General features: G+C 31.3%; 13 protein-coding genes. 8 read left to right on the top strand and 5 right to left on the bottom strand.

Annotated features, from left to right (window positions below):
* Nucleotides 1–107 precede the first annotated feature (107 nt).
* The 3 genes from GQR92_RS06680 to GQR92_RS06670 form a co-directional block, all read right to left on the bottom strand.
* Entirely contained in the window at nucleotides 108–2,204 is a 2,097-nt protein-coding gene (locus GQR92_RS06680) for an endonuclease (RefSeq protein ID WP_158838369.1), read from the bottom strand.
* Between the two features lie 65 nt (nucleotides 2,205–2,269).
* Nucleotides 2,270–4,480: an endonuclease gene (locus tag GQR92_RS06675; protein ID WP_158838368.1), complete on the bottom strand. Its 2,211-nt coding sequence runs from the start codon at nucleotides 4,478–4,480 to the stop codon at nucleotides 2,270–2,272.
* Between the two features lie 82 nt (nucleotides 4,481–4,562).
* A complete protein-coding gene (locus GQR92_RS06670) occupies nucleotides 4,563–5,774 on the bottom strand; it encodes an RsmB/NOP family class I SAM-dependent RNA methyltransferase (protein WP_158838367.1) in 1,212 nt (403 codons plus the stop codon).
* Nucleotides 5,775–6,680: 906 nt separating this feature from the next.
* Between GQR92_RS06670 and GQR92_RS06665 the strand changes: the two genes are divergently transcribed.
* The gene (locus tag GQR92_RS06665; protein ID WP_158838366.1) at nucleotides 6,681–12,758 is read left to right on the top strand and encodes a T9SS type A sorting domain-containing protein; all 6,078 of its coding nucleotides are present in this window, start codon (nucleotides 6,681–6,683) and stop codon (nucleotides 12,756–12,758) included.
* Between the two features lie 220 nt (nucleotides 12,759–12,978).
* Nucleotides 12,979–15,075, top strand: a complete 2,097-nt coding sequence (gene recG / locus GQR92_RS06660) for an ATP-dependent DNA helicase RecG (RefSeq protein WP_158838365.1) — start codon at nucleotides 12,979–12,981, stop codon at nucleotides 15,073–15,075.
* On the opposite strand, the gene GQR92_RS06655 is transcribed toward recG, so the two are convergent.
* Nucleotides 15,072–16,223, bottom strand: a complete 1,152-nt coding sequence (locus GQR92_RS06655) for an MFS transporter (RefSeq protein WP_158838364.1) — start codon at nucleotides 16,221–16,223, stop codon at nucleotides 15,072–15,074. The two genes, recG and GQR92_RS06655, sit on opposite strands and share 4 nt — an antisense overlap.
* A gap of 379 nt (nucleotides 16,224–16,602) precedes the next feature.
* Here GQR92_RS06655 and cysS point away from each other — a divergent pair, with 379 nt between their 5' ends.
* From cysS to GQR92_RS06630, 5 genes are all read left to right on the top strand, one after another.
* Complete coding sequence (gene cysS / locus GQR92_RS06650) at nucleotides 16,603–18,081, top strand: cysteine--tRNA ligase (RefSeq protein ID WP_158838363.1); 1,479 nt, start codon at nucleotides 16,603–16,605, stop codon at nucleotides 18,079–18,081.
* Between the two features lie 115 nt (nucleotides 18,082–18,196).
* On the top strand, nucleotides 18,197–18,430 hold the full coding sequence (gene yidD, locus GQR92_RS06645; RefSeq protein ID WP_158838362.1) for a membrane protein insertion efficiency factor YidD: 234 nt from the start codon (nucleotides 18,197–18,199) through the stop codon (nucleotides 18,428–18,430).
* Between the two features lie 96 nt (nucleotides 18,431–18,526).
* Nucleotides 18,527–19,372, top strand: a complete 846-nt coding sequence (gene lgt / locus GQR92_RS06640; RefSeq protein WP_158838361.1) for a prolipoprotein diacylglyceryl transferase — start codon at nucleotides 18,527–18,529, stop codon at nucleotides 19,370–19,372.
* A gap of 78 nt (nucleotides 19,373–19,450) precedes the next feature.
* The gene (locus GQR92_RS06635) at nucleotides 19,451–23,218 is read left to right on the top strand and encodes a T9SS type A sorting domain-containing protein (protein ID WP_158838360.1); all 3,768 of its coding nucleotides are present in this window, start codon (nucleotides 19,451–19,453) and stop codon (nucleotides 23,216–23,218) included.
* A 40-nt stretch (nucleotides 23,219–23,258) separates the two neighbouring features.
* Nucleotides 23,259–23,570 carry a DUF6787 family protein gene (locus tag GQR92_RS06630; RefSeq protein ID WP_158838359.1) on the top strand — a complete coding sequence of 104 codons (312 nt, stop codon included), beginning with the start codon at nucleotides 23,259–23,261 and terminating at the stop codon, nucleotides 23,568–23,570.
* Here the strand turns inward: GQR92_RS06630 and GQR92_RS06625 are convergent.
* Nucleotides 23,567–23,836, bottom strand: a complete 270-nt coding sequence (locus GQR92_RS06625; RefSeq protein ID WP_158838358.1) for a hypothetical protein — start codon at nucleotides 23,834–23,836, stop codon at nucleotides 23,567–23,569. The two genes, GQR92_RS06630 and GQR92_RS06625, sit on opposite strands and share 4 nt — an antisense overlap.
* 93 nt (nucleotides 23,837–23,929) lie before the next feature.
* Here GQR92_RS06625 and GQR92_RS06620 point away from each other — a divergent pair, with 93 nt between their 5' ends.
* The gene (locus GQR92_RS06620; RefSeq protein WP_158838357.1) at nucleotides 23,930–24,556 is read left to right on the top strand and encodes an NUDIX hydrolase; all 627 of its coding nucleotides are present in this window, start codon (nucleotides 23,930–23,932) and stop codon (nucleotides 24,554–24,556) included.
* Nucleotides 24,557–24,577: the final 21 nt, after the last annotated feature.

The following is a 24,577-nucleotide window of genomic DNA, read 5'->3' as shown; positions in this document are numbered from 1 at the left end:
ACATAAGATTAATTTACTTGAAATTATATAGTTACTACTTATTTTTTAACAAAAAAAAAGACGACTAATGAATTAGTCGCCTTTTTTTGAATAAAAATGAGAAATAATTAATTATTTTTAACCAATTTTTTAGTAATAAATTGATTTTCAGTATTTAATTTTAATAGATAAATGCCTTTAGACAAGGTAGAAATATCAATGTTATTCTTAGTTGCTGTAATTTTAGTAGTTTTTACTAGTTTCCCTAAAACAGTGTAAATAGTTACCTCTACATCTTTTACAGTTTTAAAGTGAACTGTGTTACCTGTTACTGGGTTAGGATACATTTTAAAAGATGTAAAGTCTGATGTGTTTACACTAGCAGTACTTATTGTATGCTTTCCTAAATCAGAACAATCATCAGTTGAAGTTTCTATCCATTCATCTGCATTATAAACTGTATTTGTAGATATGATTGTTGGCTTTCTTTTTAAGGTTACATTTTTTCCGAAATTAACTCTTACTCCTTCTTTACCTATAATATCTATTAAAACATCATTTTTAAATAGTCCTAAAACATCATCACCATTAAAATAAGTTACATTACTACTAATATCTACTTCTGATGTACAAATTGTTATTTGAGCATTTCCAATAACAAAAACATCTCCATTAGCAATAGTTTCATTAGTAAATGTTAAAGTATTTGTTCCAAAATTTTGTCCGTTAGCAGCTAGTTTAACAGCGTAATTTGCTAAAGAAACTGTTTGTCCAGTAAAATTAGCAATTTCGATAGCTTTATTATTACCAGATCCTTCGATGTATTCTGAGAAAAATATTTGATTTGTAGCGGCAGAACCATCGGTTGTTGTTGCATTAATTGTATTAGTTTGTGCAGATTTATTATTAGCTGCATCTTTTGCTAATACACTAACAGCGTATGTTGTAGATACAGATAAACTAGTAACATCATAACTTAGGGTAGTTGTAGATCCGTTTAAGACTCCATCAACAAAAACATCGTAACTAGTTACAGCTGTATCATCTGTAGCGGCTGTCCAATTTACTTTAAAACTTGTTCCTGACTGACTCGTAATAGTAACATTTGTAGGTATAGTAGGAGCAGAAGTATCTGTTAAAGTTGTTCCGTTTGCGGCAGTAGATTGTGCAGACTTATTACTAGCAATGTCTTTTGCTAAAACGGTAATAGAATATGCTGTGTTTGAGTTTAACCCAGTTATTTTGTAGGTTGTAGTTGCAGTTTTTCCGTTTAATGTTCCGTTTACATAAATTTCATACGCAGTTACGGCCTCATTATCTGTAGAAGCAGACCAAGAAACCTCTATTGTAGAAGTTGTAGCGTTATTTAAAACAACACTTGTAGGTACTGTTGGTGCTTCACTATCATTAGAAGTGTACATTCCCCAAGAATCTATAGCAGCGTCTCCACCCCAAATTCTAGTAGCAAAATAAGCATTGTCTATAAAAGGGTTTCTGTTTCCTTGTGCATAAGTTTCATTAGAATCGTGGTATGTGTTTCTTTGTCTTTCAAAATCAGAAACAGGATCTTCTACGTTCCACTCTAAGAATAAATCGATCATTTCATCATCTGGTCCCACTAAGTTACCAACACCAACACCAGTTGGTTTACATTGGTCTCCATAACGAATGTACATGTACATCATCATTCTGGCAACATCACCTTTCCACTCATCTCCAGGATACCAACCACCAGAAACCGTACCTGCATTACCAGAACCTTCTGCAAATTTTAGATTACCTCTATTAGAATTCATTTTTACATCTGAAGGGCGTAAATTAAAAGCTTCTGCATACGGAGGTCCAGATTTTCCTGTGCTCTCAAGTTTTGGGTTTGCTAAAGAATTGGCGTAAGTATGTTCTCTGTTCCAGTCAGAACCATCAGTACCACCATTTAAAGATTTACTTCTAGTTCTATCTGTTATATAATTTCCGTCAGAGTCATTATATCCGTAAATAAGTAAAACATTATCTGCATTTGTAGGATCTACATCTGTAATTTTACTTGCTTCCCAAATACCAGGAGTATAGCTTAATGGATTTGTATGTGCCGAAATCGTTTTAACAGCTAATTCGTCTTTTAAGTCTAAACCAGATTTTGTTAAATTAACGCCAGTATAATAAGGTTGTTGTGCAGAAACTATTAATGTTACGAATAGAGACGCTAGGAGTACTATTTTTTTCATTTTTTTTGAATTAAAAAAACGATTCATCTAAGAATCGTTTTTTGTTGAAGTTTAATTTTAAGAAGTTAGTTTTTAATTAATTTCTTTGTGATATATTGTTTACCAGAATTGATTTTAACTAAATAGATTCCTTTAGAGAAGTTTGATATATCAATATTGTTTTTATTTTTTGTAACTTCTGATGTTGAGACCAATTTGCCTAAAAGGTTATAAATGTTAATTTTTGCATTTTCTGTTACACTAAAGTAAATATATCCTCCATTTGTAGGGTTTGGAAACATTTTAAAAACTTGAAAAATATTTTTACTTGTATTTAAAGTAGACGTAAAACTACCAATTCCATCAAAAGTGTTTTGTGGAAAAGAAGTCCATTCGCCTTGTAAATCAAAAGTGATATTTGGCGCGCTGATATCTGCTTTTCTTCTTAAAGTAACATCTTTAGCAAAATTAGAACCGTTGCCAAATTCTCCTATAATATCTATTAACACATCCTCTTTAAATAAGCCAATGGCATCATTTCCATTAAAATTTACAGGTTGTCCCCAACCATTTTCTTCTATTACAGGTTGTACTAAGTCTACTTGACCATTAGGGTTAGAAGTAGAATAAGGTTGTAATTGTGGTATATCATTTTTACCATTACCTATAACAAAAACATCTCCAGGAACAATGTTTTTAACCGTTCCACTGTTTAATGCTAATGGAGTTACCCAACCATCAGTACCGTTTCTTTGCATTTTTAATACATAGTTTGCAAGATCTACTGTACTACCTGTTAAATTTACAATTTCTAAAGCCTTATTTGTACCTCCGTTACCTTCAAAATATTCTGAGAAAAATAATTCTGAAGCAGCACCACCAGAAGCACCGTCTGTTGTAGTTGCATTTACTGCAGTACTTTGTGCAGATTTATTATTGTCTTTGTCTTTTGCTAAAACGGTTACGCTATAAGTAGTAGATGTTGCTAAACCAATAAGTGCATAACTAGTTGCAGTAGTAGTTGCTTTAAAAGTACCATCAACAAAGATATCATAACCGGCTACTTCGTTGTTATCTGAAGATACAGACCAGTTTATATTAAAAGAACTATCTGTGATGTCTGTAATGGTAACATTTGTAGGAATTGATGGCGCTGTAGTGTCTACTAACGTTTTTGCTGTAACCACATTACTTGCTTCAGACTTGTTAATTAAATCTTTGGCAATTACCTTAAAATTGTAAGTTGTATTTGTTTCTAAACCTGTAATAGAGGCAGAGGTAGTGGTTGCTGTTTGTTTAGTTAAAACATCATTAACATATACTTGATATTGTGTTACACCAATGTTATCTGTAGAAGCGGACCAAGAAATGTCTATAGAAGTTAACGTTTGGTTGGTTAAAGTAACATTTGTAGGCTTGCTTGGTGCTTCAGTATCACTATTTTTATAAATTCCCCAAGTATCTTCTGCATTTTCTCCTCCCCAAATTCTGGTAGCCAAAAACGGGTTGTCTATAAACGGATTTCTATTTCCTTGTGCATAGGTGTTTGAAGTGTTTTCATGATACGTATTTCTTGCTTTTTCAATGTCTGAAACAGGGTCTTCTCTATTCCATTGTAAGAATAAATCGATCATATCGTCTGGTGTAAATTGAGAATCTCCAACCCCAACCTTAGTAGGTAAGCATTGGTTTCCGTAACGAAGATACATGTACATTATAATTCTAGAAACATCTCCTTTCCATTCGTCTCCAGGATACCAACCTCTTGTTTCTGCACCATCAGGTCCATTGTAGGTTATAGAAGAACGGCTAGAGTTTCCACTACCTGTAGCAAATTTGTAATTATTTCTTTCTGAATTTCTACTTTTATCAGCAGGTCTTAAATTATGAGCATCTGTTCCAGAACCAGCTTCATTAGTTTCTAAACTTGGGTTTGCAAGCGATTTAGAAAAGACGTGCTCTCTATTCCAAACAAAAGTAGCTCCCGTTGCTGCGTCTTGCAGAGCGTTATTTCTAGATCTATCATTGGTAATGTCACTATCAGTTCCGTTTTCCCAACCATATATTAAAACAACATTGTCTGGTTCTGCGGTGTCTAAATCTGTAATTTTAGAAGCCTCCCAAACACCAGGAGTATAAATTAACTTATTAGAATGTGTATTCTTAATCTTGTTAGCTAAAGCAGTTTTTAGCTGGATTCCTGTTAATTGTAAATTAACATCATCATAATAAGTTTCTTGAGAATAAGAAATTACTGATGTAGTGGTTAAAATAAAAAGAAGTAATTTTTTTACCATAAATGTTGAAATTAAATTAAAAAAAAATAGATACTTTCTTTTTCAGCAATTAAAACACTACATCAGCAATATATATAGCATTTTATTTTTTTTCTAAAAGTGCCATGTAAAATCCGTCGAAACCAGAAATATGTGCTAACACTTTTTTATCTGAGACAAAAGTAAAATCTTTTCCGGCTTCTGATGTTAAGAAATGATTAACTTGTTCTTGATTTTCTGATGGTAATACAGAACACGTAGCATACACCATTTTTCCTCCTGGTTTTACCATTTTAGAATATTGTTGTAATACGTCTTGTTGTATTTTTTTTATGTTTTCTATAAATTCTGGTTGTAGCTTCCATTTAGAATCTGGGTTTCTACGAATAACACCTAAACCAGAACAAGGAGCATCAATTAAAACTCTGTCTGCCTTACCGTGTAATTTTTTAATTGGTTTAGTAGAATCAATTACGCGCATATCTATATTATGTGCTTTGTTTCTCTTTGCTCTAACTTTTAATTTACGTAATTTACTTTCGTAAATATCCATAGCAATAATTTGCCCTTTATTTTCCATTAAAGCAGATAAATGCAATGTTTTACCTCCTGCACCTGCACAGGTATCAATTACCTTCATGCCAGGTTTAACGTCTAAATAAGCAGCAACAAGTTGCGATGAAGCATCTTGAACTTCAAAATAACCAGCATGAAAAGCATCTGTTTTAAAAACATTTGCTCTTTCTGGTAATATTAAGGCATCTGGATGGTTTGGTACAAATTCTGTAATTACGCCTTCTGCTTTTAATTTTTTTTGTAGTACTTCTTTAGTAATATTTAAAGTATTGGTTCTTAAAATTACATTTGCTTGTATGTTTAAAGCGGCAATTTCTTTGGTCCATAATTCTTCACCTAATTCAGTAGCACACATTTCATCCATCCAATCTGGTATAGATTCTCTATATTTTCGGGTTCTAGAAAGTTCTGCAAAACGACCTTTAATTTTTCTTTCTGGTACATCTCCAATTTGGTTCCAATCTGGTAATGCAATTCCTCTTAGAATACACCATACAGAGAATAATCTCCAAATGTTATCTCTATCATAAGGTACTTTTACCTCAGCAATTTCTGCATATAAACGGTTCCAACGTACAATGTCATATATGGTTTCTGCAACAAATTTTCTATCTCTTGCTCCCCAACGTTTATCACGTTTTAGAGCCTTTTCTACAGCTTTGTCTGCATATACGCCTTCATTAAATATATCTCTAATACTATCTATAACAGCAAAAGTTAAGTTTCTGTGTAATCTCATTATTTCTTTTGAATATGGGGCACAAATGTACGAATTATGCTTTATGAATCCTTAATTTTAAGTTGTTTTTAAATCAAGGTAAAATTCTATAAAGGTGAAGTGGTGTTTCTATAATAGAATTCGGTTTATATTGTTTTAGGGGTTCTCAATTAGAATTTATATTAGAGGATTATCGTTTTGTTTAAACTTTAAAGAATCCTTTCTGGTTGATAGCAAATTTAGAAAAAGGCTTCTTTTTAATAAGTTGTACTCTATTATTTAATTATCTTTTTTTACTCATTATACATTTACCTATTTAAAATAACTAGCTTATAATTAAAATAGCTTTAATTTATAAAGAAGGATAAAATCTAATGATCTTATTAAAAAGTAAGTTGAATATAAAAGAGATTGATGAAAATATACAACCTATATAATAGGTTTATTTGTTAAATACTATTTTTTTAGAAGCAAGGTAACTTTACAAAAGTTAAAATAGACAAAGTATATAAATGAAGTGACTATCTTTTATTCTTATTTTTAGAAAGAAAAACCTTAACAAAGTGAAAAGAAAAGAATATATACTTAATGAGTTCATAGGTAGTTGTTTATGTTTTTTACGTTAACGAAGTGTTATGTTTATTGTTTTTTTGTGAATTATTATGAATTTAATAATAAAATAGTTTTACTGTTAAATAAAATTTATTATATTTACTTCAAGTTTAAGATATTAGAAACTTATTTAAAGTATTTTTTTAAGTAAACACTAATTTTATTAAAATGATTGCTATGTCATTTTAATAAAATTTATACAAACAACATAGTGAAGTTCATTATCTTTTAGGATATAATTTATTATATAAATTTTAGACTAAAAGTGTATTTTATAAAACAAACAGTTTAAACAATTTTTAATCCCCCGTAAAAATGAAAAGAACGACTACTTTAAAATGGTTAACCCTTTTATTAGTTTTAAATATGATAAATATTTATGCTATAGATAAAAAAGAGGTAAAAGGTCTTACAAATCCAGCTAAGACAACAACAACAACAACAACAACAACAACAATTTTCGCGCCTAATGATATTAGCACGCTTCCTAAAAATCAAATTGTACCATTAGTAAATGATGGTGTCAATTTTAGTGGAGTTACTGCGAGTACTAGTTCTAGTACTCTTAGTTCTAATTTTAGCAATATAGGTAATGCTATTGATAGTGATTTAGGTAATTCTTCTGTAGGATCGGTAGTATTAGGAGGTAATAGTAATTTAACCATTACTTCTCTTGTAGATATTCCGAGTGGTTCTTATGCAGGTTTTAATATAGATTCAGGAATATCTTTATTAAGTACAATAACAGTTACCTTATACGATGGAGCTACTCAAGTTGATAGTTTTACTCCATCATCAGACTTATTAACTTCAATTATAGGTTTGGGAAGTGGAGGTAAAAATATTGGTTTTATAGCGCCAGCTAAATTTAATAAAATAAGAATAAGACTTAGTGGAGTGGCGGCTAGTTTAATTGTAAATTATCCATTTGTAAAAATTTATAAAGAAGAAACTACAACACTTACTTGTAATGAAGAGAAAGTAATTGCAGGGCCTGATTATCCTATGGAGATAGATGAAATAGGTGTTACAGGACTTAATCTTAGTTTAGGAGATGTTGTAGCAAATGCGGATTATACAATTGATTTAGACCAAAGCAATCATGCTACTTTAAATGCGGGTGCAATAGGTATTAGCGTTGCTGCTACTTCTTTTTTATCAGTAAAAAAACAGCCAGATTTTGGTACAGGTGTAGTAACTCCTTTTGCAGCAGGTACCTATGCTGGTTTTAATGTGACTTTAGCTAATTTATTAGATGTAGGTGTTTTAGATAATATTATAATTACCACTTATTTAAATGATGGAATACGAGAAACAAGTGTTGGAAACACCAATCTTATAAATGCACCACTTTTAGGTGCTGCGTCACAAAATAGAGGGTTTATAACTACTTTAAGTTATGATGAAATTAGAATTACTGTTTCTAAGCCTGCTGGTGTTACTTTAGGAGAGGTTCAAGTAAATTATCCTATTATAAAAGAATATTGTTCGGCAGCTGCTTTAACTTGTAACGAAGAAGTAATATGGACAAATGCTACTTATCCAGTAGAGGTGTATACGCCTGCAAGTACAGGTTTAATCAGTGCAGGTGGTAGTGTAACTAATTTAAATAATATTATAAATGCAGATACCACAGATTATGCAGAGTTAGCTTTAAATGTAAGTGCCGCTTCTTCTTTAGAAATAGGTGTTTATGATGTAATAGGTAGTTACGTAAGTACTGTTGAAGCACCTTATAATGTAGGTTTCGAAATAGAAAATACTTCACTTTTAGAGGTAGATTTGTTAAACAGCCTTACAATTTCTACTTATTTAAATGGTAGTGAAGTGCAATCTAAAACAGGTGCAAATGTTGTAGTTGGTGCACCTATACTTGCTTTTGAAGATAGACAAACTATTGGTTTTCTTGCAACATCAGAATTTGATGAAGTTAGAATTAAATTCAACACAACCGTTGGTGTTAATTTAGGTACGCTGAAAATTTATAATAGTATCATTAAAAAAATGTGTAGCACAACATTAGAGTGTAATACCACTTATGCCTTAACAACACCTACGTTTTCTACTTATGTAGATTTTCAGCAAACAGGTGTTTCTGGTTTAGCATGTGTTGGTTGTACAGTATCCAATACGGGTAATGTTTTATCTAGTGATGATACAGATTATGCAACAATTAATGTAACAGCGGGAGTAGCTGCAAAGGTTAGTTTAGCTGTTAGAGACGCAACAAATACGTATCCTGCAGGTTCTTATGCTGGTTTTGCGTTAAGTTTTGATGATGCTTTAGTAAGTTTAGAGGTATTAAGAAATAGTATCACAATTACTACTTTAGATGCTAACGGAGATGTTTTAGAGTCTAAATCAGCAAGTAATTTAATAGGGTTAGAATTATTAACAAATATTATTGGCACATCTGCTACAGGTGATGTTAATCTAGGGTTTAAGACTACTCAAGCTTATTCAGGAATAAAAATTTCTGCTTCTTCGTTAGTAAGTGTTGCTATTGATAATGAAATTGATGTTTACGGAGCTTTTGTAGATACAAGAGGAGCCACAGGAGGTAGTTTTGGTTCTTGTTTAGTAGATTCCGATAATGATGGAATTGATGATAGTTTAGATATTGATGATGATAACGATGGTATTATTGATATTATAGAAAATGGAAATTGTGCAATTGAAGATAAAGTAGAAATTGTAGAATTATATAGCGAAGACTTTGGTTCAGGTACAGGAAGATCAAGTAATCCGTATGTAGAAAATCATCTTTATGATACTAATGGTGCCATACCAGATGGTTCTTATGCTATTGTTTCTTCTAACTCTCCTGGTTTACCTGCTTATAACCGTACAGATCAAAATGGAAATGTAGATGCAAATATAGATGAATTTACAGGGCCAGCAAGTGGTTCTACAAATGGTAGATACTTATCTATTAATATGGTAAATACTGGTAACATAGAGTTTTATCGTCATAGACTTAATAATTTAATTATTGGAGCAGATTATAGATTTCGATTAGATATGGCTGGTTTATGTAATGGTTGTGCAGATGCGCCAATCTTTAGACTAGAAGTGCAAAACAGTAGTGGAGCCACTTTACAAACGGTTTCTTCAAGTTCATTGGGGGTAACTAATAATGATACTTGGGTAAGAGTAAACTTAAATTTTACAGGAACTACAGATAAAGTTGATATTGTAATTTTTAATGACCAACCAAACGGTGGTGCTGGTAATGATGTTGGGGTTGATAATATTGTTTTTAGCGTTTTACAATGTCCTGCAAGTTTTAATGATCCAGATAATGACGGACTTGAAAATAGTATAGACTTAGACTCAGATGGAGATGGATGTCCAGATGTTAGAGAGGCAGGTGTACCAGGTATTTTAAAAACAACAAATGTAACCAACGGAAACGGTACAGATGCTACAGCTAATACAACAGTAGCTACAGATGATGCTATTTTAGATATTGATTCTTCTGGTCAATCAGTTGGGTTAAATGGATTGGTAGCAAGTATAGAAACAGATGATACTGCAAGAGCTATAACAACCTATCCATCTAATTATATAACATATTCATTGGATAAAAATATAAATGCTTGTGGTACAGCAATGATAACTCAGGTATACCAAACACCTACAGAACGTTGGATAGAAATAACAAATGCTACAGATTATATTGTAGGTGAAAACACCACAAATCTAGCCTTGTTTAAAGATGGAGCTTCAACTAGTTTAGCACCTTCTGCTTTTATAAATAATTTAAGCGCTATAGCTCCACATACATCTATATTAATTTCATCTAAAACAGTAAATAATAAGTTAGCAGGAGTAACAGAAATTACAGGCACAGATAATGCTAATGCAGCAGCTGTTACAGATTTTAGTACAGCAAATGATATTATTGTATTAACAAAAAATATTGATAGTAGAGCTTGGGTTAATCGAGTAGATGTTATTAGTAGTATTGCTGATAGCACAAGTTATGTTCGTAGTGATATGATTTTAGAACCAAATACAACTTTCGATTCAACCGAATGGGTGGCATTTATAAATGATAATATTATAACTTATAATGATTTAGAGTTTGATGAGTTAGATGAAGCTGATGAGCGTCATCCTCATGACCCATTATTATCAGAAATTGTTTCAGCAAATGTTAATGCTAATATAAAACCAGGATTACACAACTTTGGTTTTACTGATAGAGTAAGTGGTGATTGGTCTAATGGTTATCCTGATAGATCTAGAGAGGTAAAAGTGTCTGAAAGTTACAATCATTTAGAAAAATTAAGTGCACGTAAATTAGACGTTAAAAGTGGCGCTATCTTTAGTATTACAGACCATTTATTAGTAGTAACAAATGATGTTATTTTAAATGGAGAAATTAGATTGGTAAGTACAGATGACACTAATAAAGCACAAATGGTACAAACCCATAAAGGTGTAAAGCAAGTTACAGGAACAGGTAAATTACTGGTAGATCAAAAATCTAAAGCGCCAAATATGTATAGATATAATTATATGGGGTCACCTGTAAATACTATTGGAGAAAGTACTTATTCCGTTTTAAGTGTTTTAAAAGATGGTACAAATCCATTAACTGCAAATGGTACTATTGGTCAAGGGGCATCTGATATTGCTAAAGATATAACTTTTGTACAAGGATATAATGGTAGTAACACCGCACCAATATCAATAGCCGATTATTGGATATATACTTACGGTAGTGCTGCAGGAGGTAGATCTAATTGGGAACACAAATATAGAAGAGCAACAATTGCGCAAACTGATGGTTTTATTTTTAAAGGCCCTTCAGACCCAGAACAGAATTATACATTTGCAGGTACCCCAAAAGATGGAGATTTAGCAACAGCTGTTGGGGCAGATCAATCTTATTTAGTTGGTAATCCTTTTGCTGGTGCAATGAGCGCAAAAAAGTTTATACAAGACAATACAAACGCTATAACGGGTAGTTTATATTTTTGGGAACATGCTGGTGAAAAGAATGCTGAAGGAACAAAAGGACATTACTATGGCGGATATGTAGGAGGGTATGCTATTAGAAATATTTCTATGGGTTTATCTGCAAATCAAGTAATGTCTAATAATGGTGCTGACGTTGTAACAAGCTTAGTAGAAGCAGAAACAGAAACAAAAAACAATGGCGCAAGCGATTATTCTTTAGATGGAATTTCTGGTGTAGTTCTTGGTTCTTTAAATGAAAGTGTTTCATTTACAAGTACAATAGCAGCAGATTCATTATTTATCAACTATAAAACTATTAGTACTGGATCTATAGGAGTTAAGGTTAATGGAACTTTACACTCGGTTCCATTAAGTATTTCGAGTGGTCAGTATACAGATGTTTGCTTATCAAAAGATATAAAAGTTAATGATGTAATAGAGGTTATATATACAAATAATTCAGGGGCGTATAATTTATATTTAGATTCATTTATTTTAAAAGGACGTGCGGTAACTGATGGGGCGCCAGCTGTGGGTACTGGAGAGTATAAAGTACCTAAAGCATATATTGCTATGGGACAAGGGTTTTTTATTCTAGGAGATGCAGATGGTGGTCCAATAATGTTTAATAATAGTCAAAGAGAGTATAAGAAAGAAGGGCCAGAATCTATTTTATTTAAAAGTGATAACAAATCAACAGAAAAAACAAGAACGAGTGTAGGTAAGCTTCCTATTATTAAATTAGGAATGAATTATACAAATGAAGAAGGTTTAGGGTTGCATAGACAGATTGGTATTTCATTTAAAAAAGAGAATTCTTTTGGGTATGATAATGGTTATGATTCAGGAATGCTTGATGTAGGTGAAACTGATTTTTATTGGAAACTGCCTAATAGTGATGATAAGTATGCAATTGCTGGAGTGCAGAGTATTTCTGATGATTTAGAAGTTCCTTTGTTTATTTCATTAGCTCATAAAGGTACTGTAGTTATAGGTGTTGATGAGTGGGATGCTATTGATAGAAATGTGTATATAAAAGATAAATTAACAAAACAAGCATACTTAATTAACAACGGTAGTTTTTCTTTAAAATTAGCAAGTGGTAGTTATACAGATAGATTTTTCTTAGCCTTTAAAGAAAGTAATACTTTAAGTGTATCAGATAATACTACTGTGTTAAATAAAAATATTACAGTTTACTTAGATAGCAATACACAAGAAATTGTAATTAATAATGAAAATAATTTACAACTTAAAAATGTGAAATTATACAATCTTTTAGGGCAAGAAATTGGTAAATGGAATAACCTAGATCAAATAGCTACACAACAGAGATTAAAAACAAACAAACTATCTAATGCTATTTATATTATTAATATAGAAACAGAAAAAGGAAAAATTTCTAAAAAAGTTATATTAGAGTAGCGCGTGGGGCGAAATGACGTTTTGTAAATAACAAACGTTGGGATTAATTATTTGTTTAAAATAGTTCTATTGATTTTTATTACAAAAATCAATAGGGCTATTTTTTTTGAAGAAAAAAGACTGTTATTTTGGGGTGTATACTATTAGAGTCTTCAAAAAGTATTATTTTTCCTTATATTCTTGTAGATTTCTGTATTTTCGTTTTTTATATCCTTATCAATTGAATTTAAGCTATCCAATAACATATATTAAAGGAATTAGTGTACAAAGAGCAGCGCTTATGTACACCGAATTGGGTATAAAAACATGTAATGATTTACTCAACTTTTTTCCTTTTAGATATATAGATAAAACGGCTTTTTATGCAATAAAAGACTTGCAGCCAAATTCTTCTGAAGTGCAAATTGTAGGTAGAATTACTCATGTAAAATCAGTTGCTCAAAAAAGAGGAAGTAGGTTGGTTGCCACTTTTCAAGATGCTACAGGAACCATGGAGTTGGTTTGGTTTAAAGGACAAAAATGGATTAAAGATGCACTTAAAATTAACGAACCCTATGTGGTTTACGGTAAAACAAATCATTATAACGGTAATTTTAGCATTCCGCATCCAGAGCTAGAATTGGTTACAGAATACAAGAAAAAGTTGCAAACTAAAATGCAGCCAGTATATCCATCTACAGAAAAATTAACAAACTCTGGTGTTTCTAATAAATTGATGAGAACCTATGTTCAGCATTTATTACAACAGTATTTTGATACGATAACAGAAACCTTATCACAAGAAATAATAGACAGTTTTAAGTTGATGGGTAAGCGTGACGCTTTGTTAAATGCTCACTTTCCTAAAAGTCAAGAAAATTTAGCAAAAGCACAAAGTCGTTTAAAGTTCGAAGAATTATTTTTTATTCAATTACAATTATTAAGAAAGAAACTCATCAGCAAAACTAAAATAAAAGGATTTGTTTTCGAAAACGTCAGTGACTATTTTAATACTTTTTATAAAGATCATCTCCCTTTTTCTTTAACAAATGCTCAAAAAAGAGTGCTAAAAGAAATTAGAAAAGATGTTGCTTCTGGTGCACACATGAATCGTCTTTTACAAGGAGATGTTGGTTCTGGTAAAACCATTGTAGCCTTATTAACAATGCTTATGGCAATAGATAATGGTTATCAGGCTACTATTATGGCGCCAACAGAAATTTTAGCAACACAACATTATCATGCAATTTCAGAAATGTTAAAAGACATGGATGTAAATGTAGATTTATTAACGGGTTCTGTTCGAATAAAAAAGCGAAGAGAAATTCACGCTAATTTAGAAGACGGAACGCTACATATTTTAATAGGAACACATGCTCTTTTAGAGGATAAAGTAAAATTTAAAAACCTTGGAATAGCAATTATTGATGAACAACACAGATTTGGAGTTGCGCAAAGAGCAAAACTGTGGACTAAAAATATTTTACCTCCGCATATTTTAGTAATGACGGCAACACCAATACCAAGAACGTTGGCTATGTCTGTGTATGGCGATTTAGATATTTCTGTAATTGATGAATTACCTCCAGGGAGAAAAGAAGTAAAAACGGTACATAGATATGATAGCAACCGTTTGTCTGTTTTTAAATTTATGAGAGATGAAATTGAAAAAGGAAGACAAGTATATGTTGTGTATCCTTTAATTCAAGAATCTGAAGCCATGGATTATAAAGACTTAATGGATGGTTATGAAAGTATTTCTCGCGATTTTCCAACACCAAAATATCAAATAAGTATTGTTCATGGAAAAATGAAACCTGCAGACAAAGAACACGAAATGCAGCGTTTTGTAAAAGGAGAAACACAAATTATGGTGGCTACAACAGTAATTGAAGTTGGGGTAAATGTACCCAATGCAAGTGTTATGATTATTGAAAGTTCAGAACGTTTTGGATTGTCGCAACTACATCAATTAAGAGGAAGAGTAGGACGAGGAGGAGACCAAAGTTACTGTATTTTACTTTCTAGTTACAAACTTTCTGAAGAAGGAAAAACACGATTAAAAACCATGGTAGATACTACCGATGGTTTTAAGATAGCTGAGGTAGATTTAAAGCTACGAGGACCAGGTAATTTAATGGGTACACAGCAAAGTGGTGTTTTAAACCTTAAAATTGCTGATGTTGTAAAAGATTCTAAAATTTTAGTAGCTGCAAGAAATACAGCTATTTCATTATTGCAAGAAGACTCTAATTTATCTAAACCAGAAAATAAAAGTATTAGAAATGCGTATTCAGAATTGTCTAAAACTTCTAAAATTTGGAGTGAAATAAGTTAATCTTTTTTAAGCATAACCAAGTAGTAATAAGAAAAACAGATACCAATAAACGTCATAGCAATACCAATAAGTAATGGCGAGTTATAAGCGTACCCATAGGTAATTGGCAATCCGCCAAAAAAAGCACCCATAGTATTTCCTAAATTAAAACTAGATTGTCCACCAGCTGCTGCAATACTTTCGGATCCTTTTGCAGAATTTATGAGTAACATTTGTAATGGTGATGAGCAACTAAAACCAGCAATACCTGTTATAAAAGCCATTAAATAACTCATAAAAGGAATGTGTGCAGTAAAATAGATGGTAACTAAGCAAAGTATCATAAAAATAAAGGATACAAATACGGTTTTTTGAGGTGTAATTATATCTGCTAATTTTCCGCCTAATAAATTCCCGATAATCATACCTAAACCAACTAAAATCATTACAAACGGAATTCCGTCTTCATTAATCTTTGTAACCTCTGTCATTAAAGGAGCTATGTAGCTTAACCAAGCAAATAAACCACCTGTTCCAATAGAAATAATTGCAATAATTATCCAAGCTTTTTTTGTTTTAAAATAAGCTAATTGATTTTTCTTGCTATCTTGAGTAAGAGGTTGCATTTTAGGAATCCAAAAATAAATAGAAAGCATTGTTAATAAACCAAACAAACTGATTATTAAATAGGTATATCTCCAAGAAAAATGATGACCAATATAGGTGCCTAAAGGAACTCCAATTAAGTTGGCAACTGTCATGCCAGTAATCATTATGGCAATTGCTTGTGCTTTTTTGCCGTTATCAGCAAATTTTGCAGCCACTACAGACCCTACTCCAAAAAAAGCGCCATGTGGTAAGCCAGACAAAAATCTAGAAACCAATAATAGAGAATATATAGGAGAGACGGCAAATAATCCGTTAAAAACGGCAAAGAGTAACATCAGAAAAATTAATACTTTTCTAGGTGAATATTTTGCCGTAAATAAGACAAGAATAGGCGAGCCAATAACAACCCCTAAAGCGTATAAAGAAATTAAATGTCCTGCAGACGGAATATCAATGTTTAAGTCTTTTGCAATATCTGGTAAAATACCCATCATTGTAAACTCTGTCATTCCTATTGCAAAAGTTCCTAATGCTAATGATAATAAACTTTTCTTAACCATTTAATTGTTTTGAAGAGATTTTTAGAATCGACAAAAATACTACTTGTTCTGTTTTTAAAAGAGATGTTAGAGAAGGAATTTCTTTAATTTTAAAAGTCTTTTTATATCAATAAAAGATGTTGTCTTTTTTACTTTTCTACGAATGTAATTACAGGTATTTAAAAGAATAATTTAAAATAAAACACCTTTTATTTATTATAATGCAATTAACCTTTTATTAATTTTAAAAGGCAAGAGTAATAGTTAGTGGTAAATACGATTCAATTTTATTTAAAAATTTTTTTAATTTTTAAAAAAGTTAGCAAAGTTCTAACAAATTCCATTTCGGTATTCTTTTTAAAGTGTCTATCTTTATCGGTTGTAATAAGTCACTTATTTAATGGAACTGTACAAAGAAAATCAACTAAAAGTATACAACTCTTTAACTAAAAATAAAGAGGATTTTAAAACCATAACAGACGGATATGTAGGTATGTATGTTTGTGGTCCAACCGTTTATAGCAACGCACATTTAGGTAATGTTAGAACCTTTATGTTTTTTGATGTTGTGTATAGATATCTACTACATCTAGGCTATAAAGTGCGTTATGTCCGTAATATTACAGATGCAGGTCATTTAGAAAATGATGCAGATGAAGGCGAAGACAAAATAGCAAGAAAAGCACGTTTAGAACAAATAGAACCGATGGAAGTTGTACAGCGTTATACTGTAGATTTTCATGATGTTTTAAAAAATTACAACTTTTTACCACCAAGTATAGAGCCAACTGCTACAGGACATATTGTAGAGCAGATAGAAATGATTAAAGAAATCATAGAAAAAGGTTTTGGGTATGAGGTAAATGGTTCTGTATATTTTGATGTTTTAGAATACAATAAAAAAGAAAATTACGGAATTCTTTCTGGTAGAAAAGTAGAAGATTTACTACATAATACAAGAACTTTAGACGGGCAATCTGATAAGAAAAATCCACAAGATTTTGCACTTTGGAAAAAAGCAGACGAACGCCATATTATGCGTTGGCCTTCTCCTTGGAGTGATGGTTTTCCGGGTTGGCATTTAGAATGTTCTGTAATGAGTACAAAATATTTAGGCGAAAGTTTTGATATTCATGGAGGTGGAATGGATTTAAAATTTCCACATCACGAATGTGAAATTGCACAATCTAAAACATGTAGTGGAGTTACGCCAGTAAATTATTGGATGCACACAAATATGCTTTCTTTAAATGGACAGAGAATGGCAAAATCTACAGGGAATTTTATTTTACCAAATGAAATTTTATCTGGAGAAAATAACATTTTACCAAAACCATTTTCTGCAAGTGTAGTTCGTTTCTTTAATATGCAAGCCAATTATAGAAGTATTTTAGATTTTTCTGGAGACGCATTAGAAGCATCAGAAAAAGGACATTCTAAATTGATGGAAGCTGTAAGTTTTTTAGATAAGATAGAAGCAGGTAAAACATCTACGTTTGATGTGCAAAAATGGAAGAAGGATTGTTATGCTGCAATGAATGACGATTTTAATACACCAATGTTAATTCCGCAATTATTTGAGGCTGTAAAGGTTGTTAATCAAATTAAAGAACATAAAGCAAGTTTAACGGCAGATGATTTAGCCGAATTTAAAACTACAATTAATGCATTTGTTTTTGATGTTTTAGGGTTGATGAATGAAAATTCTCAAGACAATTCAGAAAAAATAAATGGTGTTGTAGAATTGTTGATTAAATTAAGAAAAGAAGCGAGAGAAAATAAAGATTGGGCCTTGTCAGATCAAATTAGAGATGAACTAATAACCTTAGGAATTCAATTAAAAGACGGTAAAGAAGGCACCACTTTTTTAATTAACTAAAAAAATAATTACGAATTGAAAATAATGAATTACAAATATGTCAGTTCTCGATACAATTCCGATTTTTCATCGGAATTGTATCGAGAACTTTTTTTTAATTCTTAAAGTTTAATCATTGAAAAAAATATTGTCTTTTCCATTTATTTTGTTGGTTCGTTTTTATCAAACCGCAATTTCACCATTTACACCAGCAACTTGTAGATACAGTCCAACGTGTTCACACTACACAATAGAGGCTTTACAAAAACATGGTTTGTTTACTGGCGGATGGTTAGCATTAAAAAGAATATTTAGTTGTCATCCTTGGGGAGGAAGTGGTTATGATCCTGTTCCGGAAAAGAAAAAATAATAGTTGTCACCTCGAGTGCAGTCGAGAGGTTTTTATAAATTACAGTTTATTAATAAGGTATCGACTGCACTCGACCAGACATAGAATAAGAAAAATATGAGCTTTTTAGCAATTACATGGAATCCTTCAATAGGAATAGATTTAGGTTTTTTTACCGTTCGTTGGTATAGTTTAATGTTTGTAGCAGCATTTTTATTAGGTTTAAGACTGATGAAAAAAATCTATATAGAAGATAAAATTCCACAAGAAAAACTAGACGTATTATTTATGTATGTCTTTGTTTCTATGCTTGTTGGTATGCGTTTGGGCGATGTGTTTTTCTATAGTTGGTCTTATTATCAAAATCATTTATTAGAAATATTTTTACCAATTAAAGAAAGTGCAACGGATTCTTTATTTGGCTTTATAAAAGGATGGAAATTTACAGGTTTTACAGGTTTTGCTAGTCATGGAGCAGCAATAGGAATCCCTATCGCTTTATATTTTTATGCAAAAAAGCATTTACAAAAACCTTGGTTATTTATTTTAGATAGATTGGCAATTGTGGTTGCTTTGGCAGGTTTCTTTATCCGTTTTGGTAACTTTTTCAATTCAGAAATTTATGGAAAAGCAACAGGTTCTAGTTTTGGAGTAATATTTAAAGCAGCAGGAGAAACCATACCAAGACACCCTACACAATTATATGAAGCGTTTAGTTATTTAGCTTTGTTTTTTGTGATGTGGCATTTGTATTGGAAAACAGATAAGAAAAAACAAACAGGTTACCTTTTTGGTCTTTTTATGGTAGTACTTTGGTCTTTAAGATTCTTTATAGAGTTTTTAAAAGAAGCTCAAGTAGATGGACGAGAAGATTGGGTTTTAAACGCTTTAAATACAGGTCAAATATTAAGTATACCACTAGTTTTATTAGGTGTGTGGTTAATGTTGAAAAAGAAAAAATAGTTTTACTATTTAATAATTAAAGACATTTTGTAGTTTTACTGTTCAGTTATTCAAAAACGTAATAGAATTAACTCAACTATGAAATTTACAATATACTTATTTGTAATATTTGCATTTATGCAGATATCTTTAAAAGCCCAAAGTTTATCATACTCAGGTAGTGGTAGCTATAATATAACTTCTCCTACTCATGTTGGTGCATATGTAGTACCTACGCAAGAAATAAAACCTACGGGTATGATTTTTGGTGATAGTGGAACTAAGCTCTATATGATAGGTTCGGATGGAGATTATGTTGTTCAGTGTTCACTAAGTACGGCATTTGATATTTCAACTAGAGGTCCAATAGTTGGTTATTTTGATGTTTCCGGTGAAGAATCTAATCCGCAAGATGTTATTTTTAATGCTACCGGAACAAAGATGTATATTCTTAGTGGAGCAGGAGATGATGTAATAGAATACGTAGTACCTACTCCATGGAATGTTTCTAGTATTGATACGGGAATAAATATTCCGGTTTCTTTTAACGCAGAAGCAGCTATTGATGCGTACTTAGTACCAGATGATCATGGAGATGAACTTTCTGGTTTTAGATTTAATGCAGATGGCTCAAAGTTGTTTATTGTAGATCATAGTTCAGATAAGGTTTTTGAGTTTGGTTTAGGTACTGATTATGTTATTTCTACAGCTACAGTTACTGATGATTTGGATATTAGTGGAGAAGAAACGCAAGCAAGAGCAATCGAATTTAATAATAATGGTAAAGAATTATATGTAATAGGTTATTCGGGCGATGATATAAATACCTACAATTTAGGAACAGGTTATGATCTATCAACTTTTAGCACTAAAACAAATTCTATTAAGTTATTAGCAGAGGATAAACCTGAAGCACTTTTAATAAATAATGATGGAACCAAAGTATATGTGGCTGGTTTTGTAGATCAAGACATAAAAGAGTATGCTTTGTCACCAACGTACGATTTTAGCACTATTTCAGTAACTCCTTCGGCATCAACTATATTTGTAACATTAGAATTAAATCCACTAGGGATGGTTTTTAATACGGATGGAACAAAATTGTTTGTAGTAGGTTCTACATCAGATAGAGTTTTAGAAATGAATCTTTCAATTCCTTATGATATTAGTTCAGGAACTTTAGTGAATACTTTATTTATTGAATCTGAAGAAACAGTGCTAGAAGGATTGGCTTTTGATAATACAGGAACAATTCTATTTGTGATTGGTAGTGAAGATAGTGAAATTAACCAATATGCGTTATCCTCTCCATTCGATTTGTCATCAGCAACTTATTCAAGTACTTTTTCGCTACATATAGCTGCAACGGATAATGAAGATAGTCCAAGAGATTTATTTTTTAATGCTAATGGATCTAAATTATTTGTTTTAGCGGGTAGTACAGATCGAATTTATCAATTTACACTTTCTAGCAATTATGACTTAACAACGCTTGCTAGTAATATTGATGGATTTTATTCTGTAAATTCTGTTGATACAAAAACCGAAGGATTTACATTTAATAATGATGGTAGCAAATTTTTTGTAGCAGGTGATACAGGAGATAATATTTATGAATTTATGCTAACTAACAATTTTGATGTTACATCGGGTACAATAACAAATACAAATACCTTTTCTATTGCCACTGAAGAAGGAACTGTGACAGATATTGTTTTTAATGGAGATGGTTCTCGATTTTATATTACGGGTACTGGTGATGATGAAATGAACCAGTATTACACCAAAGGATTTTTACCAGAAACACCAAATGATGGAACTATAGACGACACAACAACGCCTTTTATTATTACCCTAACAGGGGATACTTTTTTTGCGAGTTCAGGGACTTTTACAGCTTCAGAAGTTACAATAGGGGATGTTCCTCCTGGGTTAACCGCAGTATTAACGCTTAACTCATCAACAGAAGCACAATTAAGTTTTACAGGAAAAGCCATTAGTCACATAAATAGTGATGAAGCTGCAGCTAATTTAATTTTTACATTTACAGACGCAGCTTTTACAAGTTCTAATGCAGCAGCTGTAAGTTTTGCAGTTGCACAAACAAACATTTTAGGATTCGATTTTATAGAATGTGATGATAATGAAATTGTGTATAATGGAACTTGGACAGGTGGAAATAATTCTGGAACACCAGATAATAGCGGTACAGATTTAACCAAAGCAATTAGAACACAGGGAGATGTTACAATTACGGCAAATACAAATTGCGATTGTTTACATGTAGAAAGCGGACAAACATTAACTGTTGCAGATGGAGTGGAGCTTACAATAGCAAATGCGTTAGAATTAAATGGAGATATTCGTTTATTAGGCAGTGCTCAATTAAAGCAAACACATACAGGTGTTAAAAATGCATCAGGTTCTGGAAACCTTTATAAAGATGTAAAAGGAAATTTATCTAACGTTTATCAAACAAGTTATTGGTCTTCTCCAGTAACAACAAATGGAGAAACATACAATATAAAGGGTGTTTTAAAAGATGGTACAATTCCGTTAGCAGCAACGGGTACACCTTTAGATATTACTTTTACAGATAATTATAATGGAGATAATAGTACTTCTCCTATAATATTAAGTAGAAGATGGTTGGCTAAACTTGTAAATAGTAATGATTGGACAAGGCAAATAAATGAATCTACAACGTTATTAAATCCTGTAGAAGGTTTTACTAAAAAAAGTACAGGAAATGCAACGGGGCAAAATTATACATTTTTAGGTAGACCTAACGATGGAGATTACAAAAGTGAAATAGCTGCTTATGGTTCTGGTACATGGAGTGTTTTAGGAAACCCTTATCCGTCTCCAATAAATGCAGATACTTTTATTGCTGATAATTCTGGAGTTATTGTTGGAACTCTTTATTTTTATGAGTCTGGTGATGATACATCTCATGTAAAAGGAGAATATTTAGGAGGTTATGCAACTAGAGCTTCGGGTATAGGAACTCCGGCATCTAGTGTTGGTGGAGCAGGAACGAAAACTCCTGGTCAGAATATAGATATTGGTCAAGGTTTTTTTGTAGAAGCATCGGCTTCTGGAGGTACTGTAAGTTTTAATAATGCACAAAGAGTTTTTGATGTTTCGGGTACAGTAACAGAAGTTTTTCATAAAAATAGTTCTGTTACTAAAAAAACATCTTTTCCTATTTTAAGAATAGGCTTTGAGTTTTTGTTAACAAACCAAACGTATCATAGACAAGTGTCTGTAGGTTTTAGAGGATTAACAAATGAGTATGAAGATGGATATGAAGCAGAAATGTGGGATTATAAATCTACCGATTTAGCTTTAAATATTGAAGGGAATAATTACCCTTATGTTATTACAGGTATAGAAGATTTTAATAAATCTTTAAGGATACCTTTAAAAGTTCAAACCAATTTAAATAGAGATGTTACTTTTAAGGTAGATGAAATGACATATATAGATTCTGAGGTTTATTTATATGATAGTGTAACTAAGAACTATGTTGATATTACTTCAGGTAATGCAATAGTAAATCTAGATTCTGGTGTTTATAATAATCGTTTTTTTATTACTTTTAATCAAACCGTATTAGGTTTAGAATCTAGTATTGTAAATAAATTTACTGTTAAGAATTTAGAATCAGAACTACTTATTTCATCAAACGAAGTGCTAGATGAGGTACAGATATATAATTTATTAGGACAAAATGTAGCAAGTAAAAAGAACGCTTTAAAACAGGCAGAAGTAAAAATAAATACAGCTAATTTAAAAAAGGGAATTTATATTGTTAGAATAAGAAATTCGAACGGGAGTTTTACTAAAAAAATTAGTATCAACTAAATTTCCTTAATTGGTTTCCTAATTGTAGTTTTGTCGAAATATGGAAAAATTAAAACAACGTTGGGGAGTAAAAAATAATTGGTCTATTGTAGCAATTCTTTTGGTATTTTCTATAAATGGTTCTTTTGCTACTTGGGTAGCTAAACCTATTACTAGTTTTATAGGACTGTCTCAAGACACAACAAACCCTTGGTTATTTTGGCCTTTAAGAATTATGTTGATTTTTCCTATTTATCAAGCAACACTACCTATTGTTGGTTGGTTTTTTGGGCAGTTTAAATTCTTTTGGGCTTTTGAGAAAAAGTTTTTAGGTAGATTAGGTTTGGGTTTTTTATTCAAAAAAGAAAATTAAAGTTCTATAATTTTTTCTACTTTTTCTTTGTTAAACACGTAAGAGTATATCCACATTATTGTAAATGTTGGTATAACATCTAAAAAAGGAACCGCTTCTTCTATAAAACTAATTATAGCAGCTACTTTACCTTGTTTTCCTTTATACATTTTGGTCATTAAATATCCAGATAGTGGTGCCCAAATAACATCCATAAAAGGTATCGGAATAATACCTATTATATCTAATACAATACTTAAAACTAATTTTTTGTATTTTTTATTCATAGTTGTTTTTTAGTAAGATAAATCAAAATTCTTGCCAAAAACGATTTATTTAAAAGTGAAATTGATAAGTTTGTTAAAACTAAATTTTTCTCGGTGAATTTTAATGATTTTAAAAATAAAATAGCACAACTTAAAACTACAGAATTAGGTGGTTTAAATGCGCAGTTTAAGTTAGCACCTAAAATACGTTTAAAATACGATGCAGATAAAATTATAGCAAATAACCCCAGAAAAGCAGCAGTTTTAGCATTATTTTATCCGAATAAGAAAAATGAGACTTGTTTTTTATTGACATTAAGAGCAAGTTATAAAGGTACACATTCTGCACAAATAAGTTTCCCAGGCGGAAAGAGAGACAAAGGAGATCTAAACTTACAGAAAACTGCATTACGAGAAACCTTTGAAGAAGTAGGAGTAGCAGAAACATCTATAGAAATAATACGAGAGTTAACAGATGTTTATATACCACCAAGTAATTTTTTAGCAACGCCTTTTTTAGGCTTTGTAAATAAACAACCTAATTTTAATTTAAATTATGAAGTTGATAAGACTATAGAGGTTTTAGTAAGCGATTTGTTAAATGAAACAAGTTTTACTACTGTTAAAATGAATACTTCTTATATGGATAATATAGAAGTACCTTGCTTTAAATTAGAGAATTATGTGGTTTGGGGGGCAACAGCGATGATGCTTTCAGAAATTAAAGAACTCTTAAAATAGCATCTTTCTTAATTGTTTTGT

It is taken from the genome of Polaribacter sp. L3A8, assembly GCF_009796785.1.
Classification (GTDB): Bacteria; Bacteroidota; Bacteroidia; order Flavobacteriales; family Flavobacteriaceae; genus Polaribacter.
The sequence above is the reverse complement of the archived record's forward strand: the minus strand, read 5'-3'. Positions and strand labels throughout refer to the sequence as shown.

What these genes read in the sequence shown, in the direction of transcription:
- GQR92_RS06675 (WP_158838368.1), bottom strand. Translation starts at nt 4,480, where the DNA reads ATGGTAAAAAAATTACTTCTTTTTATTTTAACCACTACATCAGTAATT.
- lgt (WP_158838361.1), top strand. Translation starts at nt 18,527, where the DNA reads ATGAGCTTTTTAGCAATTACATGGAATCCTTCAATAGGAATAGATTTA.
- cysS (WP_158838363.1), top strand. Translation starts at nt 16,603, where the DNA reads ATGGAACTGTACAAAGAAAATCAACTAAAAGTATACAACTCTTTAACT.
- GQR92_RS06655 (WP_158838364.1), bottom strand. Translation starts at nt 16,223, where the DNA reads ATGGTTAAGAAAAGTTTATTATCATTAGCATTAGGAACTTTTGCAATA.
- GQR92_RS06670 (WP_158838367.1), bottom strand. Translation starts at nt 5,774, where the DNA reads ATGAGATTACACAGAAACTTAACTTTTGCTGTTATAGATAGTATTAGA.
- GQR92_RS06635 (WP_158838360.1), top strand. Translation starts at nt 19,451, where the DNA reads ATGAAATTTACAATATACTTATTTGTAATATTTGCATTTATGCAGATA.
- GQR92_RS06665 (WP_158838366.1), top strand. Translation starts at nt 6,681, where the DNA reads ATGAAAAGAACGACTACTTTAAAATGGTTAACCCTTTTATTAGTTTTA.
- GQR92_RS06630 (WP_158838359.1), top strand. Translation starts at nt 23,259, where the DNA reads ATGGAAAAATTAAAACAACGTTGGGGAGTAAAAAATAATTGGTCTATT.
- GQR92_RS06625 (WP_158838358.1), bottom strand. Translation starts at nt 23,836, where the DNA reads ATGAATAAAAAATACAAAAAATTAGTTTTAAGTATTGTATTAGATATA.
- GQR92_RS06680 (WP_158838369.1), bottom strand. Translation starts at nt 2,204, where the DNA reads ATGAAAAAAATAGTACTCCTAGCGTCTCTATTCGTAACATTAATAGTT.